Genomic DNA, 15,770 nt, shown 5'->3' with positions numbered 1-15,770 from the left:
CCCGCGGCCGGTTCGCCGGCCACCGCACGAAACGACGAAGGAGGTCCCTTTTCCATGATCTTCTCCGCCATCCCCGGCAAGCAGGGTCTGTACGACCCGGACACCGAGCAGGATTCCTGCGGCGTCGCCATGGTCGCCGACGTCCAGGGCCGCCGCACGCACGGCATCGTCACCGACGGTCTCGCCGCGCTCACGAATCTCGACCACCGCGGAGCCGCGGGAGCCGAGCCGACGAGCGGCGACGGCGCCGGGATCCTGCTGCAGCTGCCCGACGAACTGCTGCGCGCCGAGGCGGGTTTCCCGTTGCCTCCCACCGGCGCCTACGCCGCCGGGATCGCTTTCCTGCCCTCCGACGACGAGCAGCGCCGCAAGGCGATCGGGCTCGCCGAACGGATCGCGGCCGAGGAAGGGCTCGCCGTCCTCGGCTGGCGCGAGGTCCCGGTGGACGCCGACGGCGCGGACATCGGCCCCACCGCGCGTTCGGTGATGCCGCGCTTCGCGATGCTGTTCGTGTCGTCCCCGCACGGCGAAACCGGCCTGGAGCTGGACCGGCTGGCCTTCTGCCTGCGCAAGCGCGTCGAGCACGAGAGCCTCGCTTCCGGCTGCGGCACGTACTTCCCGTCGCTGTCCGCGCGCACGATCGTCTACAAAGGCATGCTCACTCCCGAGCAGCTGCCGCGGTTCTTCCCCGATCTGCGCGATTCCCGGCTCGCCAGCGCGATCGCGCTCGTGCACTCCCGGTTCTCCACCAACACTTTCCCGTCGTGGCCGCTCGCGCACCCGTTCCGGTTCGTGGCCCACAACGGCGAGATCAACACGATCCGCGGCAACCGCAACCGGATGCGCGCCCGCGAGGCGCTGCTCGAATCCGATCTGCTACCGGGCGATCTTTCCCGGCTGTACCCGATCTGCTCGGCCGACGCGTCGGACTCGGCGTCCTTCGACGAGATGCTGGAGCTGCTCCACCTCGCGGGTCGCTCGCTGCCGCACGCGGTGCTGATGATGATCCCGGAGGCGTGGGAGAACCACACCTCGATGGATCCGGAACGGCGCGCTTTCTACCAGTTCCACGCCAGTCTGATGGAGCCGTGGGACGGCCCGGCGTGCGTCACCTTCACCGACGGCACGCTCGTCGGCGCGGTGCTCGACCGCAACGGACTGCGCCCGGCGCGCTGGTGGCGCACCGCCGACGACCGCGTGGTGCTCGCCAGCGAGGCCGGAGTCCTCGACGTGGCACCGGAAAACGTCGTCGCGAAGGGCCGGTTGCAGCCGGGCCGGATGTTCCTCGTGGACACCGCCGCGGGCCGGATCGTGGACGACGAAGAGGTCAAGTCCGCGCTGGCGCGCAAGCAGCAGTACAGCGACTGGCTGCACGCCGGGCTGCTGAAGATCGCCGAGCTGCCTGATCGCGACCACGTCGTGCAGAGCCACGATTCGGTGCTGCGCCGCCAGCTCGCTTTCGGCTACACCGAAGAAGAACTGAAGATCCTGCTCGCGCCGATGGCCGCCAACGGGGCCGAGCCGATCGGGTCGATGGGGTCGGACACCCCGGTCGCGGTGCTCTCCAAGCGCTCCCGGCTGCTGTACGACTATTTCAAGCAGAACTTCGCGCAGGTGACCAACCCGCCGCTGGACGCGATCCGCGAAGAGCTGGTCACGTCGATGAGCCGGATCATGGGTCCGGAGCGCAACCTGCTCGCGCCGGGGCCCGCGTCGTGCCGGCACCTGAACCTGCCGTACCCGGTGATCGACAACGACGAGCTGGCCAAGCTCATCCACATCAACGACGACGGCGATCTGCCCGGTTTCGCCTGCACTGTCCTTTCCGGACTGTACGAAGTGGACGGCGGGGCGGACGCGCTCGCGGCGGCGATCGAGCGGGTGCGCCGCGACGCGTCCGAGGCGATCGCGGCGGGCGCGCGCACGCTCGTGCTGTCCGACCGCGATTCCGACCACCGGATGGCGCCGATCCCGTCGCTGCTGCTGGTTTCCGCGGTGCACCACCACCTCGTGCGCACCAAGGAACGGCTGCGCGTCGCGCTGGTCGTGGAGACCGGCGACGCCCGCGAGGTGCACCACATCGCGCTGCTGCTGGGCTACGGCGCGGCGGCGGTGAACCCGTACCTGGCCTTCGAAACCATCGAAGACATGATCAGCCAGGGCGCGATCACCGGCATCGAGCCGGCGAAGGCGGTCCGCAGCTACGTGCAGGCGCTCGTCAAGGGCGTCCTGAAGATCATGTCCAAGATGGGCATTTCGACGGTCGGCGCGTACACCGCGGCGCAGGTCTTCGAATCCCTTGGCCTGAGCCAGGAACTGCTCGACGAGTACTTCACCGGAACGTCGTCGAAGCTCGGCGGCGTCGGGATGGAGGTGCTCGCCGAGGAGGTCGCGGTGCGGCACCGCCGGGCGTACCCGGACAACCCGACCGACCGGGTCCATCGTGGACTCGACACCGGCGGCGAGTACGCGTACCGCCGCGAGGGCGAACTGCACCTGTTCACGCCGGAGACGGTGTTCCTGCTGCAGCACGCGTCGAAGACCGGGCGCGACGAGGTGTACCGCAAGTACACCGAAGAGGTGCACCGGCTCTACCGCGAGGGCGGCACGCTGCGCGGGCTGTTCAAGTTCCGCGACGGCGCGCGCGAGCCGATCCCGCTGGACGAGGTCGAACCCGCGTCGGCGATCCTGCGCCGGTTCAACACCGGGGCGATGTCGTACGGCTCGATTTCGGCCGAGGCGCACGAAACCCTCGCCATCGCGATGAACCGCATCGGCGGCCGGTCCAACACCGGCGAAGGCGGCGAGGACCCGGAGCGGCTGTACGACCCGCAGCGGCGCAGCGCGATCAAGCAGGTCGCGTCGGGCCGGTTCGGCGTCACGAGCGAGTACCTCGTCAACGCCGACGACATCCAGATCAAGATGGCGCAGGGCGCGAAGCCGGGCGAAGGCGGGCAGCTGCCGCCGAACAAGGTGTACCCGTGGATCGCCCGCACGCGGCATTCGACGCCGGGCGTCGGGCTGATTTCCCCGCCGCCGCACCACGACATCTATTCCATTGAGGACCTGGCGCAGCTGATCCACGACCTCAAGAACGCCAACGAGCAGGCCCGCATCCACGTGAAGCTGGTGTCCTCGCTGGGCGTCGGCACGGTCGCGGCGGGCGTGTCCAAGGCGCACGCGGACGTCGTGCTGATTTCCGGGCACGACGGCGGCACCGGCGCGTCGCCGATGAACTCGCTCAAGCACGCCGGCACGCCGTGGGAGATCGGGCTCGCCGAAACGCAGCAGACGTTGCTGCTCAACGGTTTGCGCGACCGGATCACGGTCCAGGTGGACGGTGCGATGAAGACCGGCCGCGACGTCGTGATCGCGGCGCTGCTCGGCGCCGAGGAGTACGGCTTCGCGACCGCGCCGCTGGTGGTCGCGGGCTGCATCATGATGCGCGTCTGCCACCTCGACACGTGCCCGGTCGGCGTCGCCACGCAGAGCCCGGAGCTGCGCAAGCGCTACACCGGACAGGCCGACCACGTGGTGCGGTACTTCGAGTTCGTCGCCGAAGAGGTGCGGGAAACCCTGGCACAGCTGGGATTCCGGACGCTCGACGAGGCGATCGGGCACGCCGAGATGCTCGACACCGACGAGGCCGTGCAGCACTGGAAGGCCTCCGGGCTCGACCTCAGCCCGGTCTTCGAGATGCCCGCGGAGACGCCGTACGGCGGTGCGAAGCGGCGCGTGCGCGAGCAGGACCACGGCCTGGCGCACGCACTCGACCGCACGCTCATCCAGCTCGCCGAGGCGGCGCTGGAGGACGCGCATCCGGTGCGCCTGGAACTGCCGGTGCGCAACGTGAACCGCACCGTCGGCACCCTGCTGGGCTCGGAGATCACCCGCCGCTACGGGGGCGAGGGCCTGCCGGAGGGCACGATCCACGTGCGGCTCACCGGTTCGGCCGGGCAGTCGCTCGGCGCGTTCCTGCCGCGCGGCATCACGCTGGAAATGGTCGGCGACGCCAACGACTACGTCGGCAAGGGCCTGTCCGGCGGCCGGATCGTGGTCCGCCCGCATCCGGAAGCGAGCTTCGCCGCCGAACAGCAGACGATCGCGGGCAACACGCTGGCCTACGGCGCGACGTCGGGCGAGCTGTTCCTGCGCGGCCAGGTCGGCGAGCGGTTCTGCGTCCGCAACTCCGGCGCGACAGTCGTGGCCGAGGGCGTGGGCGACCACGCGTTCGAGTACATGACCGGCGGCCGCGCGGTGGTGCTCGGCCCGACGGGGCGGAACCTGGCGGCCGGCATGTCCGGCGGCAGCGCGTACGTGCTCGACCTGGACCCGGCGAAGGTCAACCGGGAGATGGTGGACCTGCTTCCGCCCGCGCCGGAGGATCTGGCCTGGCTCAAGCAGATCGTGCAGCAGCACCACGACCTCACCCGCTCGGCCGTGGCCGCGTCGCTCCTGGGCGACTGGACCCGGCGCGCGGCGGCGTTCACCAAGGTGATGCCGCGCGACTACCAGCGGGTCCTCGATGCGGCGAAGGCAGCGCGCGCTGCCGGCCGCGATGTCGACGAAGCGATCATGGAGGCGGCTCGTGGCTGACCCCACCGGTTTTCTGAAGCACGAACGGCAAGAACCGAAGAAGAAGTCCTACGAGGAACGGCTTTCCTCGTGGGGCGAGGTCTACGCGGACGTCGCTCCCGAAGAGCGCAACGAGCAGGTGCGCACGCAGGCGTCGCGGTGCATGGACTGCGGCATCCCGTTCTGCCACTCCGGCGGTTCCGGCTGTCCGCTGGGCAATCTGATCCCGGAATGGAACGACCTCGTCCGCCGCGGCGACTGGGCGGCGGCCAGCGATCGCTTGCACGCCACCAACAACTTCCCGGAGTTCACCGGGAAGCTGTGCCCCGCGCCGTGCGAGGCGGGCTGCGTGCTGTCGATCTCGCCGCTGTCCGGCGGGCCGGTGGCGATCAAGCGCGTCGAGGAGACGATCGCGGCGCAGTCGTGGGAAGCCGGGTACGTGCAGCCGCAGGTCTCCGAGGTGTCCTCGGGCCGCAAGGTGGCCGTCGTCGGCTCCGGCCCGGCCGGGCTCGCCGCGGCGCAGCAGCTGACCCGCGCGGGCCACGAGGTCACCGTGTTCGAACGGGACGACCGGCTCGGCGGCCTGCTGCGGTACGGGATTCCCGAGTTCAAAATGGAGAAGAAGGTCCTCGACCGGCGCCTCGCGCAGCTGCGCAAGGAGGGCACGAAGTTCGTCACCGGCTGCGAGGTCGGCGTCGACCTGACGGTGGAAGACCTGCGCGCGCAGTACGACGCGGTCGTGCTCGCCGTCGGGGCCCTGCGCGGCCGCGACGACCGCACCACGCCGGGCCGTTCGCTCGATGGCATCCACCTGGCGATGGAACACCTGGTGCCCGCCAACAAGTTCGTGGAGGGCGACGGCCCGTCCCCGGTCGACGCGAACGGCAAGCACGTCGTGATCATCGGCGGCGGCGACACCGGCGCGGACTCCTACGGCACCGCCACCCGGCAGGGCGCGCTGTCGGTCACGCAGCTCGACCAGTACCCGACGCCGCCGGAAATCCGCGACGACGAGCGTTCGCCGTGGCCGACCTGGCCCTACATCCTGCGCACCTATCCGGCGCACGAGGAGGCGGGCGAGCGGAAGTTCGCGGTGGCGGTCAAGCAGTTCGTCGACGACGGCAACGGGCGCGTCAAAGCCGTGGAACTGCAGGAAGTCCGCGTGCAGAAGGACCCGGAAACCGGCCGCCGCGAGGTCATCCCGGTGAACGACGCGGTCGAAACCCTGCCCGCGGACCTGGTCCTGCTGGCGATCGGCTTCGAAGGCGTCGAGGAAATGCCGCTGCTGGAAGGCCTCGACCTGACCCTGACCCGCCGCGGCACCCTGTCGTGCGGCGCGGACTGGCAGACGGAAACCCCCGGGGTCTTCGTCTGCGGCGACGCCCACCGCGGCGCGTCGCTGGTCGTGTGGGCCATCGCGGAAGGCCGCTCGGTGGCGGCCGCGGTGGACACCTTCCTGACCGGCGCTTCGGACCTTCCCGCTCCGGTGCACCCGACCGCATTGCCGCTCGCGGTGGTGTGATCGGCTCGAGCTCGGGCCCCGGCGCAACGGCGCGCCGGGGCCCGTTTCTTTACGCTGGAGAGCGTGCGAATCGGTGAATTAGCCCGGAAGACCGGGGTCAGCGCCCGCTCGCTGCGGTACTACGAGCAGCAGGGCCTGGTGCACAGCACCCGGTCCGCGGGCGGGCAGCGGCATTACCTGGCGACCGAGGTCGAACGGGTCGAACTGATCCGCCGGTTGTTCGCCGCGGGCTTGCACAGCAAGGTGATCGCCCGGCTGCTGCCCTGCGTGCACAGCGACGAAGCGGCCGTCATCGAAGACGCTTTCACCACCATGGTGTCCGAACGCGACCGGCTGACCGCCGATATCGCCCGCCTCGCCGACGCCCGCGCCGCGCTGGACGTGCTGATCGAGGCGAACACCCGGTACCGGCAAGGCGAGTCCGTCTCGTGCTAGATGCTGATGACTAGCTTGCCCGCGGCATGCCGGGACTCGACGAGCGCCAACGCTTCATGGGCCCGTGCGAGCGGATAGGTCCCGGTGATGTTCGGATCGAGCCGCCCTTCGGCCATCAGCTCGGCGACGCGTTCCAGACTCGCCCGATCGAGCCGGCGACGGACGAATTCGCCGCCGAGTTCGGTCACCGACGCATCCCCGACCGCGACGAGCTTCTTCCCTAACGGCGCGACGTCGCGAAGGGACTGGCCGCCAACGGTGTCGACCACGGCGTCGAAACTGCCCTCGACGCTTTCCGCCGTGTAGTCGACGAACACAGCGCCGTACTTCGCCGCGAGAGGCCGCTTGGCCGTGCTGCCCGTGCCTGTAACGACGAGCCCCCGGTCCCGCGCCAGCTGCGCCAACGCGATGCCGACGCCCCCGCCGATCCCGTTCACCAGCAGCGACGCGCCCTTCGGCAGATCGAGCTGGTCGAGCACGTCCAGCGCCGTGGTGCCCGCGACGGGAATGGTCGCCGCCCAGGTCCACGGGAGAGCGTCGGGAATGCGAGCGGTGGACTCGCCGAGCAGCAGCGTCGTTTCCGCGTACGTCCCCGCGCCGGTCAGCGCGAACCCGGCGACCCGGTCGCCGACTTTTAGACCCGTGACGTCCTCGCTCAGCGCGAGCACCGTCCCCGCCGCTTCCATCCCGATGACCTGAGGGAACGGCAGGCGCCCGTTCAGGTCGGGGACGTGCCCGGACCGCAGCAGATGATCGAGCGGATTCACCCCGGCGGCCGCGACCCGGACCAGCACCTCGGCGGGGCCGGGCGCCGGGTCCGGCCGGTCGAAGAACTCCTGGACGTCGGCAGCGCCGAATGCCCGGTATCCCAAGGCAGTGCTCATTCGCTTGTCCCTTCCGCGGCAGGTTCGGTTCGGGAACGACGCTATTTGTTGACACCGGTGTCACCTTCCAGCCAATGTGACCCGGCCGACACGCTTCGTGCGAAGCTGAACCGCGTCGGAGGGGGACGCCCAGGTGGACGAGCGGATCACGAACCAGGTCTTGGGCCCGGTCACGGGCAAGGTCGTGCAGGTAGGCCACGCCGACTCGGTCGTCGTCCACGCGGCTCCGCCCGCCCGGTCCCGCTACCGGCAATGGGTGCGCCAGGTGGCCCCGGACCAGCTCGTCGGCCGCGAAACGGAACTGGCTGAACTCGCCCGGTTCTGCACCGCCCCGGACGACGCTCCCGCGTACGTGTGGTGGCGCGCGGCTCCCTGGACCGGCAAGTCGGCTCTGATGGCCTCGTTCGTCCTCTCGCCGCCCGAGGGAGTGCGGGTGGTGTCGTTCTTCGTCACGGCGCGTTCGCTCGGCGACGACACGCGTGAGGCGTTCGTAGACGTCGTCCAGGAGCAACTGGCCGAAGTCCTGGGCGCGGCGAAGGACCCCGAGGCGCGAAACCTCAACGCGGTCTTCGCCGAAGCCGCCGCACACTGCCGAAACCGCGGCGAGCGCCTGGTGCTGGTCGTCGACGGACTGGACGAGGATCGCGGCGCCAGCTCCGGCGGCCACAGCATCGCCGCGCTGCTGCCGTTCCCCGAAAACGGTCTCCGCGTGATCGTCGCGAGCCGCCTCAACCCCGGCGTCCCGCCCGACGTACGCGGCGATCATCCGTTGCGGGCTCCCGGAATCGAGCGTTCCCTGGCGCCTTCGCCCGCAGCCGTCGCGGCGAAGGCCGATATGGAGCACGAGCTAGACGCACTGCTCCGCGACCAAGAGGACCTGCTGGGCTTCCTCGTCGCGGCTCGCGGCGGGCTCAGCAGCGACGACCTCGTGGAGCTGACCCAGCGGCGCCCACGCGACGTCGAACGAGTGCTGAACAGTGTGGCGAGCCGTTCGTTCACCCGTCGCCCAGCGCATTGGCGACCCCGCGAGGCCCCGGCGGTTTTCCTGCTGGGCCACGAGAATCTGCAACGCGAGGCCGTCGAAGCCCTCGGCGGCGAACTGTCCCGGTACCGCGCGGCGATCGACGAATGGGCCGCTGGATACCGGTCGGCGGGCTGGCCGCCGGACACGCCCCAATTCCTGCTGCGCGGCTACTTCCGGCTGGTCCAGGAAAGCGGCGACGTGACCGCTCTCGTCGACCTGGCCGGAGACCCGGCGAGGCACGAACGCCTGCTGGACGTCTCCGGCGGCGACCTGGCCGCGATGGGGGAGCTGGACACCGCCCGCGCGGCTCTGCTCGCGTCCGACGATCCCGACCTCGTCCGGCTCGTCACGCTCGACACGTACCGGGACAATTTCCGCGACCGCAACAAGATCACGCCGGTGCGCTTGCCCGCGGTGTGGGCCGCGCTGGGGCAGTTCGACCACGCCGTGGCGCTCGCGCAGTCCATGACCGACCCCGTTTCGCGCAGGCGAGCACTGCTCGAGCTGTCCGGAGAGCTGGTCCGCGCCGGACAGCCGGAGCGAGCCGAGCAACTGGCCGACGACGAGCACGATCCGGAGCTGCGCGACTCCCTGCTCGCGGAAACCGCGGTCGCGTTGGGGTACGGCGGGAAGCCTGACGCGGCCGAGCGGATCGCCGGGCGGGTCAGCGCGGATCAATGCCGGCGGATCGCCGCCGTCGCCGAACCGGACCTCTCCCGGGCCGGGCAGCTGGCCAGGGAGATTTCCCGCGAAGACCTCCGGGACCGGACACTGAGCGAACTGGCGGTGCAGGCTGTCGACGACGTGGCTGCGGCCGCGGAACTGGCCGGTGCGGTGACTCGCGAAATGAGCCGGGACAAGGCGTTCGCGGAGATCGCGCAGCAGCTCGTCCAGCGGGGCGAAGTCGAGCGGGCACGCGCCTTCGCACAGGAACACGGCGCGTCCGGAGTGCTGTTTCGCCTCGACGTCACCGCTGAATTGGCCGCGGCGGACGACCCGGTCGCAGCTGTCGACGCGAGATCCGCCGAGGCGCACCGCGAGCACACGTTGGTGCCTGTCCTGATCGATTTCCTGGCCGATGCGGGCAGGCTGGTGGACATTCCCCCAGTGCTCGATGCAATGACCGACCCCTTCGCCCGGCGCAACGCGGTGAACCGGTTCGTCCAGGCACTCGTGGCCGCGGGCCAGCCCGACCAGGCCTTCCAGTGGGCTGCCCGCCACCTCTCCACCCGCCGGTCGGCCCGCGAACTGCAAAGCGACGCGGACCGGTTCGTGTCCCTGGCGGATGCGGTGCTGGCGACCGGGGACGGCGCCCGCGCGCACGAGGCGGCGGAGCGGGCCGAATCGATGACCCGCCGTGCGGCGGACGATCCGCGGGCGGCAGCGGCGATCGGTGCGCTGAGCACAACCGTCGTCGCGGCAGGCGACGTCCGCCGGGCCGAACTGCTTGCCCCGCTGGTGCGCTCGGAATGGCAGGGACTGAAGGAAATCAAGTCGCTGGCGTGCCTTCTCGCGGAAAAGGGAGATCCGCTGATCGCCGAGAAGCTGATCCGCGGCGTCGGATTCTGGTCGGCGATGCGGGAACCCGTGGTCCTGCTCGCCCGCAGGCTCCGGGCCGACGGCGACCGGGCCGCGCTGGCCCGGATCGCGGAGTACGTGCGGAGCGGGATGGCGGAGAAGTCCCCGGACCGGGAGTTCGTGCGGCTCGACCGGCGCGCGGCCATCGTGATGCTGGCCGCGGTGGGCGAACCCGCCGAGGTCGTCGAACTGGTGGCCGCCGGTCGCGAGGAGGACAACTCCGAGTTGGCGATCGAGGACGCGATCGAGGATCTGGCAGCGCGTGGCGAGGTCGCTGCGGCCCTCGAGCTGTGCGGATACCTGAACGAGGCGTTCCGGGTGTCTGCCCGGCGGCTCCTGGTCCGCGGCCTGGCCGCGGCCGGGCACCTCGACCAGGCCGAGGGTGTCTTCGAGAGCGCTGAAAGCGATCAGGAACGGGAACGGCTCACCCTGGCGTTCCTGCCGGAACTGGCCAAGCACGACCTGCCCCGCGCACTCGCCCGGACCCGTCTCGTCGAATCCGCGGACGACCGCGCCCGTCTGCTGGTCGAGATCTCCGCCGCCGCCCCGCCGGACGAGCGCCGCCGGATCCTCGCCGAAGCGGTCCGCCTCGACCACTGGTCGGTCATCGTCCCAGCCCTTGAAACAGCCGAACTCGCAGGTCTGCTGGACGTGGCCGACCGATTCGGCGCCCTGTACCGCGAAGACGCCCCGGACGCGTGACCCTCGCCGCCCACCGGCCCGGGCGGAGGCGGCAGACCCTATCCTGAGACGCGTGAACTGGACAGTCGACGTTCCCGTAGACACTCTCCCCGAGCTGCCGCCGTTGCCTCCTGAGCTGCGGGACCGCCTCGACACCGCCTTGTCGCTGCCCGCCGCGCAGCAGCCGGAGTGGCCGGACGCCGCGCTGGCCAAGCGGGTGCGGGGCGTGCTGGAGAGCGTGCCGCCGATCACCGTGCCCGCCGAGATCGACCGGTTGAAGAGCCGGCTCGCCATGGTGGCCCGCGGGGAGGCGTTCCTGCTGCAGGGCGGGGACTGCGCGGAGACGTTCGAGTCCAACACCGAACCGCACATCCGGGCGAACCTGCGCACGCTGCTGCAGATGGCCGTCGTGCTCACCTACGGGGCCAGCCTGCCGGTGGTGAAGGTCGGCCGGATCGCGGGCCAGTACGCGAAGCCGCGCTCGTCCGGCACCGACGCGCTCGGCCTGCCGGTCTACCGCGGCGACATCATCAACTCGCTCGTCGCCAAGCCGGAGCTGCGGGTGCCGGACCCGGGCCGGATGATCCGCGCCTACGCGAACGCGGGCGCGGCGATGAACCTGGTCCGCGCGCTCACCGGGGCCGGCATGGCCGACCTGCACCAGGTGCACGACTGGAACAAGGACTTCGTGTCCTCGTCGCCTGCGGGGGAGCGGTACGAGGCGCTCGCCGCCGAGATCGACCGCGGCCTGCGGTTCATGAACGCCTGCGGCGTCACCGACACCTCGCTGCAGTACACCGAGATCTTCGCCAGCCACGAGGCGCTGCTGCTCGACTACGAGCGCGCGATGCTGCGGCTGGACCAGGCCGACGCGGCGAACCCGAAGCTGTACAACCTGTCCTCGCACTTCCTGTGGATCGGCGAGCGCACCCGCCAGCTCGACGGCGCGCACATCGCGTTCGCCGAACTGCTGTCGAACCCGATCGGCCTCAAGATCGGCCCGACGACCACGCCGGAACAGGCCCTGGAGTACGTCGAGCGCCTCGACCCGCGCAACGAGCCGGGGCGGCTCACGCTGATCTCCCGGATGGGCAACGGCAAGGTCCGCGAGGTGCTGCCCGCCATCGTGGAGAAGGTCGAATCGTCCGGGCACAAGGTCATCTGGCAGTGCGACCCGATGCACGGCAACACGCACGAATCGTCCACCGGCTACAAGACCCGGCACTTCGACCGCATCGTCGACGAGGTCCAGGGCTTCTTCGAGGTGCACCACAAGCTCGGCACCTACCCGGGCGGCATCCACGTCGAGCTGACCGGCGAAGACGTCACCGAATGCCTCGGCGGAGCACAGGAAATCTCCGACGTCGACCTCTCCGGCCGCTACGAGACCGCCTGCGACCCCCGGCTCAACACCCAGCAGTCGCTGGAACTGGCCTTCCTCGTGGCGGAAATGCTGCGCGGCTGACCACAGCTGGTGAGTGGCTAGGCCGGTGAGAACCGGCCTAGCCACTCACGAGACGTCCAGCAGTTCCGCCGCCGATTTGGCCACCGCGTCGCGCAGCGAGCCGAGGTCCGCCACCGCGTCCGCGTTCGCCTGCAGTCCGATGTGGACACTGTCGCGATAAGGCGCGACCGCGATACCCACAGCCTGGCGCGGGGCCAACGGCACGAACGGATACACCTCCGTCAGTGGCGCACCATCGAGCGCGTGCCGGGCGCGCGGCACCGGAACGGTCGTCACCACCAGGTCGAACAGCAACGGCGCGGCCAGTCCGGCAGTCCGCGTCCCCAGCCGGTGCAGCGCTGCTGGCATCCGGTCAGCCAGCAGCGGAAACGCCCCGGCTCCGCGAGCAGGGCCAGCGGCTTTGTTGCGTGCCATCGAGGCGCGCACTTCGGCCAGCCGCCGCACCGGATCGTCCAATCCGATCGGCAGATCGCACAAATAGCCGGAAAGCTTGTTCCCGCCCCGTTGCTCAGCCGCCCTCCCGCGCACGCTCACGGGAATCAGCGCGCGCACCGACCGTCCCGTCGCGCGAATGCCGCGGTTGACGAGCCATTCGCGCAACGCGCCGGAAAGCACCGCGAGCACCACGTCGTTGGTGGTGCCGCCGTGCGTTCGCCGGATCCGGCGAAGATCGGCCGACGCCAGCCGGGTGAAACCGAGGCGTCGTTCGGCGGTGGCGGGTGCGGCCAGCGGCAGGCACGGCGGACGCGCCGCCCGGACCACCGACGACGCGATTCCCGCTGTCTCCCACACCGCGCTGAGCGGCGAACGCGGCTGCGGAATCACCGGTGCGCGCTCCGGGATCGGCAATCCGTCCAGAAGTCCTGCCGTGACGGCGTACGCGCCCGCTCCGTCAGTCAACGCGTGGTGCAATTTGAGCAGCACCGCGAAGCTTCCGTCCGGAAAGCCGGTCACCACAGTGAGTTCCCACAACGGACGATGCGGGTCAAGCGGTTCAGCGATCCACCTCGCCGCGAATTCCGGCAGCGGGTCCGGGTCGTACAGCGTCGTGAGCCGGTGGTGCCGGATGTGGTGCGCTGCCCGGAAATCCGGGTCGTCCACCCACGTCGCGGAGCCGGGCGGGAACAGTCCGGCGCGGATTTTCCGGCGCAGCGGCGGAATATCCGCCGCCCGGCGCGCGAGCAGCGCGGTCAGCCGGTCCGGATCGACCGGCTCCTCCGGCGCGAAAACCAGCGCCGCGCCCATCTGCATCGGCGCGGTTTCCCTGGAGAGGCAAAGAAAAGCGACATCGAGCGAGCTGAGCGGGGCAGGCGCCATGGTCCACCTTCCAACGTCGGACGTCGAGGGCGAATGCAACGACACTACCCAGGTGTGACCGGCGCACGGCCGTGATGTTGCGAGGACGCTAATTCCGCGGAATTTCACTCGCCCGTGGAGCGCCGTCGCTGCGGCAGACCGGGCCCGGCGGTCGGCCCGGGGCCGCCCGCCTCGGTGACCTCGGCGGCGATCTGGCGCATCGCGACGCCGTTGCCCGGCCGCTTCGGCAGCCCGGGCCACAGCTCGCTGGCTTCGAGCGCGGCGGCACGCAGCCGTCCGCCGTCGAGTTTGGTGTGCGTTTCGGCGATCTCGCGGTCGAGCCACTGCACGATCACCTTCAGCGGGCCGGCGCTGGGCAGCGGCCACACGAACACCGGATGCTCGTAGCGGAACTCCGACCCGCTGCCTTCCTCGACGCGCAGCACCGGCTCGTGCGGTTCGCCCGCGCTCGGCACCGAAACGGTTTCGGAACTGGCCCGTCCGCCGTCCGGGAACAGCACGCCGACCAGCAGCGAGTTGTAGTCCGGGACGCGCCGGTGGCCGATCAGCGGCGCGCCGTCCATGCGGTCGCGCGAATACACCGCGATCCGCAGCGTCATCGCCTCCGGCCACACCTCGACCGCGCGCAGCGCCACGATGGTGCGCTCGGACCGGCCCAGCGGCGTCGCCCACGGCACCAGCGCGGGCACGATGTGGTCGGCCGGCGGGCCCGTCCACGGACGGCCCTCGTAGCCGAACAGCTCCCGTTCCCGCACCGGGAACAGGGGGCGCTCGCGAGGACCGTCCGTGAAGAAGCTCATCAGTCCTCGCGAGGGGCGACGCTGCCGTCGGAACCGGACTGCTTGGGGCCCATGGCGTCCATCAGCTGGCGGGCGAGGCCGAGGCCCGTGCCGCCGAGGGAGAGCGCCTTGGTGAACATGTCCGACATCCCGTCCGCGCCGTTCAGGACCACCATGTGGTCGACATTGCCGAAGGCCTGCGCGCCCGCTTCGACGATCTCCGGCCAGCGCTCGGCCAGCTGTTGTGCTACCACAGCCTCCTGGTTCTCCGCCAGTGCGGCCGCGCGCGCCTTGATCGACTCGGCCTCGGCGAGACCCTTCGCTTTCGCCGCTTCGGCTTCGGCCAGACCCTTGGCTTTCGCCGCCTCGGCGTCCGCGAGACCCTTCGCCTTGGCCGCCGCCGCTTCCGCCTCGCCAGTGGCCTTCGTCGCACTCGCGCTGGCTTCCGCGCGTGCCTTCGTGGCCTGCGCTTCGGCGTCCGCCGCGGTCTTGACCCGGGTCGCGTCCGCGCCGGCCCGCAGCTCGGTTTCCTTCGCCTGTGCCTGCGCGCGGGCGATTTGCGCGTCGCGTTCCGCGTCCGCCGTGGTGCGCGTTTCGTACGCCTTCGCGTCGGCCGGCTTGCGGACCTGCGACTGCAGCCGCTGCTCGGACAGCGCCGCCTCGAGTTCGGCGGCCCTGGTCTCCTGGACCACGACCTCCTGGCGCGCGGTCGCCTCGGCCAGCGGACCGGACTGGCTCGCCTTCGCCTTGGCCTGGTCCACCTCGGCCTGGTAACCGGCCTGCTGGATCTGGCTTTCCCGGATCGCGCCCGCCTTGCGCGCGGCGGCGATCTGCTCGGCCTCGGTCGCCTCCTGGTCGCGCTGCGCCTCGGCGATCCGCGCGGAGGCGGCGATCGCGGCCGCGTGCGGCTTGCCGAGGTTGACGATGTAGCCGGACTCGTCGTCGATCTCCTGGATCTGCAGCGAGTCCACGATCAGCCCGAGCTTGATCATCTCGGTGGCCGACGACTGGCGGACCTCGCCGGTCAGCGCGTCGCGGTTGTGGATCATCTCCTCGATGGTCAGCCCGCCCACGATCGACCGCAGGTGGCCGGAGAACAGCTCGTGGATGGTGTCGTTCATGCCCTTCTGCTGGTCGAGGAACCGGCGGGCGGCGTTCGCGATCGACGCGAAGTCGTCGCCGACCTTGTAGATCACGACCGCGCGCACGGTGACCGGCAGACCCTGTTTCGTCACGCACGAGACCTGCAGGTTCACCCCTCGGGTGTCCAGCGACAGCCTGCGCGCGGTCTGGAAGCCCGGCAGCACGTTCACGCCGCGGCCGGTGACGATCTTGAACCCGAGGCTGTCGGCGGTCTCGGTGCGCTCGACCCGGACGCCCCAGCCGGAGATGATGAGCGCCTCGTTCGGCTCCGCGACCTTGTACAGGATCCGCAGCAGCCCGAACAGCAGGATCACGGCCACGACCGCGATCACCACGATGACCCAGATTTCCATAGCCCTCGCCGCAC

General features: G+C 70.6%; 9 protein-coding genes. 5 read left to right on the top strand and 4 right to left on the bottom strand.

Annotation, left to right across the window (positions count from 1 at the left end):
• Window positions 1–54 precede the first annotated feature (54 nt).
• From gltB to DMP23_RS05660, 3 genes are all read left to right on the top strand, one after another.
• Window positions 55–4,596 (top strand): glutamate synthase large subunit, encoded by a 4,542-nt coding sequence (gene gltB, locus DMP23_RS05670; protein WP_337820361.1) that lies wholly within the window; start codon window positions 55–57, stop codon window positions 4,594–4,596.
• The gene (locus tag DMP23_RS05665) at window positions 4,589–6,097 is read left to right on the top strand and encodes a glutamate synthase subunit beta (RefSeq protein WP_337820360.1); all 1,509 of its coding nucleotides are present in this window, start codon (window positions 4,589–4,591) and stop codon (window positions 6,095–6,097) included. The genes gltB and DMP23_RS05665 overlap by 8 nt, the downstream gene beginning before the upstream one ends.
• Window positions 6,098–6,160: 63 nt before the next feature.
• Window positions 6,161–6,532: a MerR family transcriptional regulator gene (locus DMP23_RS05660; protein WP_337820359.1), complete on the top strand. Its 372-nt coding sequence runs from the start codon at window positions 6,161–6,163 to the stop codon at window positions 6,530–6,532.
• Here the strand turns inward: DMP23_RS05660 and DMP23_RS05655 are convergent.
• Window positions 6,529–7,416: an NADP-dependent oxidoreductase gene (locus DMP23_RS05655; protein ID WP_337820358.1), complete on the bottom strand. Its 888-nt coding sequence runs from the start codon at window positions 7,414–7,416 to the stop codon at window positions 6,529–6,531. The genes DMP23_RS05660 and DMP23_RS05655 overlap by 4 nt on opposite strands.
• Window positions 7,417–7,549: 133 nt before the next feature.
• Between DMP23_RS05655 and DMP23_RS05650 the strand changes: the two genes are divergently transcribed.
• On the top strand, window positions 7,550–10,720 hold the full coding sequence (locus DMP23_RS05650) for a hypothetical protein (protein ID WP_337820357.1): 3,171 nt from the start codon (window positions 7,550–7,552) through the stop codon (window positions 10,718–10,720).
• A 52-nt stretch (window positions 10,721–10,772) separates the two neighbouring features.
• Window positions 10,773–12,164: a class II 3-deoxy-7-phosphoheptulonate synthase gene (locus DMP23_RS05645; RefSeq protein ID WP_037809686.1), complete on the top strand. Its 1,392-nt coding sequence runs from the start codon at window positions 10,773–10,775 to the stop codon at window positions 12,162–12,164.
• A 45-nt stretch (window positions 12,165–12,209) separates the two neighbouring features.
• Here DMP23_RS05645 and DMP23_RS05640 read toward each other — a convergent pair whose 3' ends face one another.
• From DMP23_RS05640 to DMP23_RS05630, 3 genes are all read right to left on the bottom strand, one after another.
• The gene (locus DMP23_RS05640) at window positions 12,210–13,481 is read right to left on the bottom strand and encodes a wax ester/triacylglycerol synthase domain-containing protein (protein WP_337820356.1); all 1,272 of its coding nucleotides are present in this window, start codon (window positions 13,479–13,481) and stop codon (window positions 12,210–12,212) included.
• 104 nt (window positions 13,482–13,585) lie between these two features.
• Window positions 13,586–14,281: a hypothetical protein gene (locus DMP23_RS05635; RefSeq protein ID WP_134730328.1), complete on the bottom strand. Its 696-nt coding sequence runs from the start codon at window positions 14,279–14,281 to the stop codon at window positions 13,586–13,588.
• The gene (locus DMP23_RS05630) at window positions 14,281–15,756 is read right to left on the bottom strand and encodes an SPFH domain-containing protein (protein ID WP_037809691.1); all 1,476 of its coding nucleotides are present in this window, start codon (window positions 15,754–15,756) and stop codon (window positions 14,281–14,283) included. The genes DMP23_RS05635 and DMP23_RS05630 overlap by 1 nt, the downstream gene beginning before the upstream one ends.
• Between the last annotated feature and the right edge of the window lie 14 nt (window positions 15,757–15,770).

The organism is Amycolatopsis sp. A1MSW2902, from assembly GCF_017312175.1.
Classification (GTDB): domain Bacteria; phylum Actinomycetota; class Actinomycetes; order Mycobacteriales; family Pseudonocardiaceae; genus Amycolatopsis; species Amycolatopsis nivea.
Note: the sequence above shows the minus strand (reverse complement) of the source record. Positions and strands in the feature narration are given on the sequence as shown.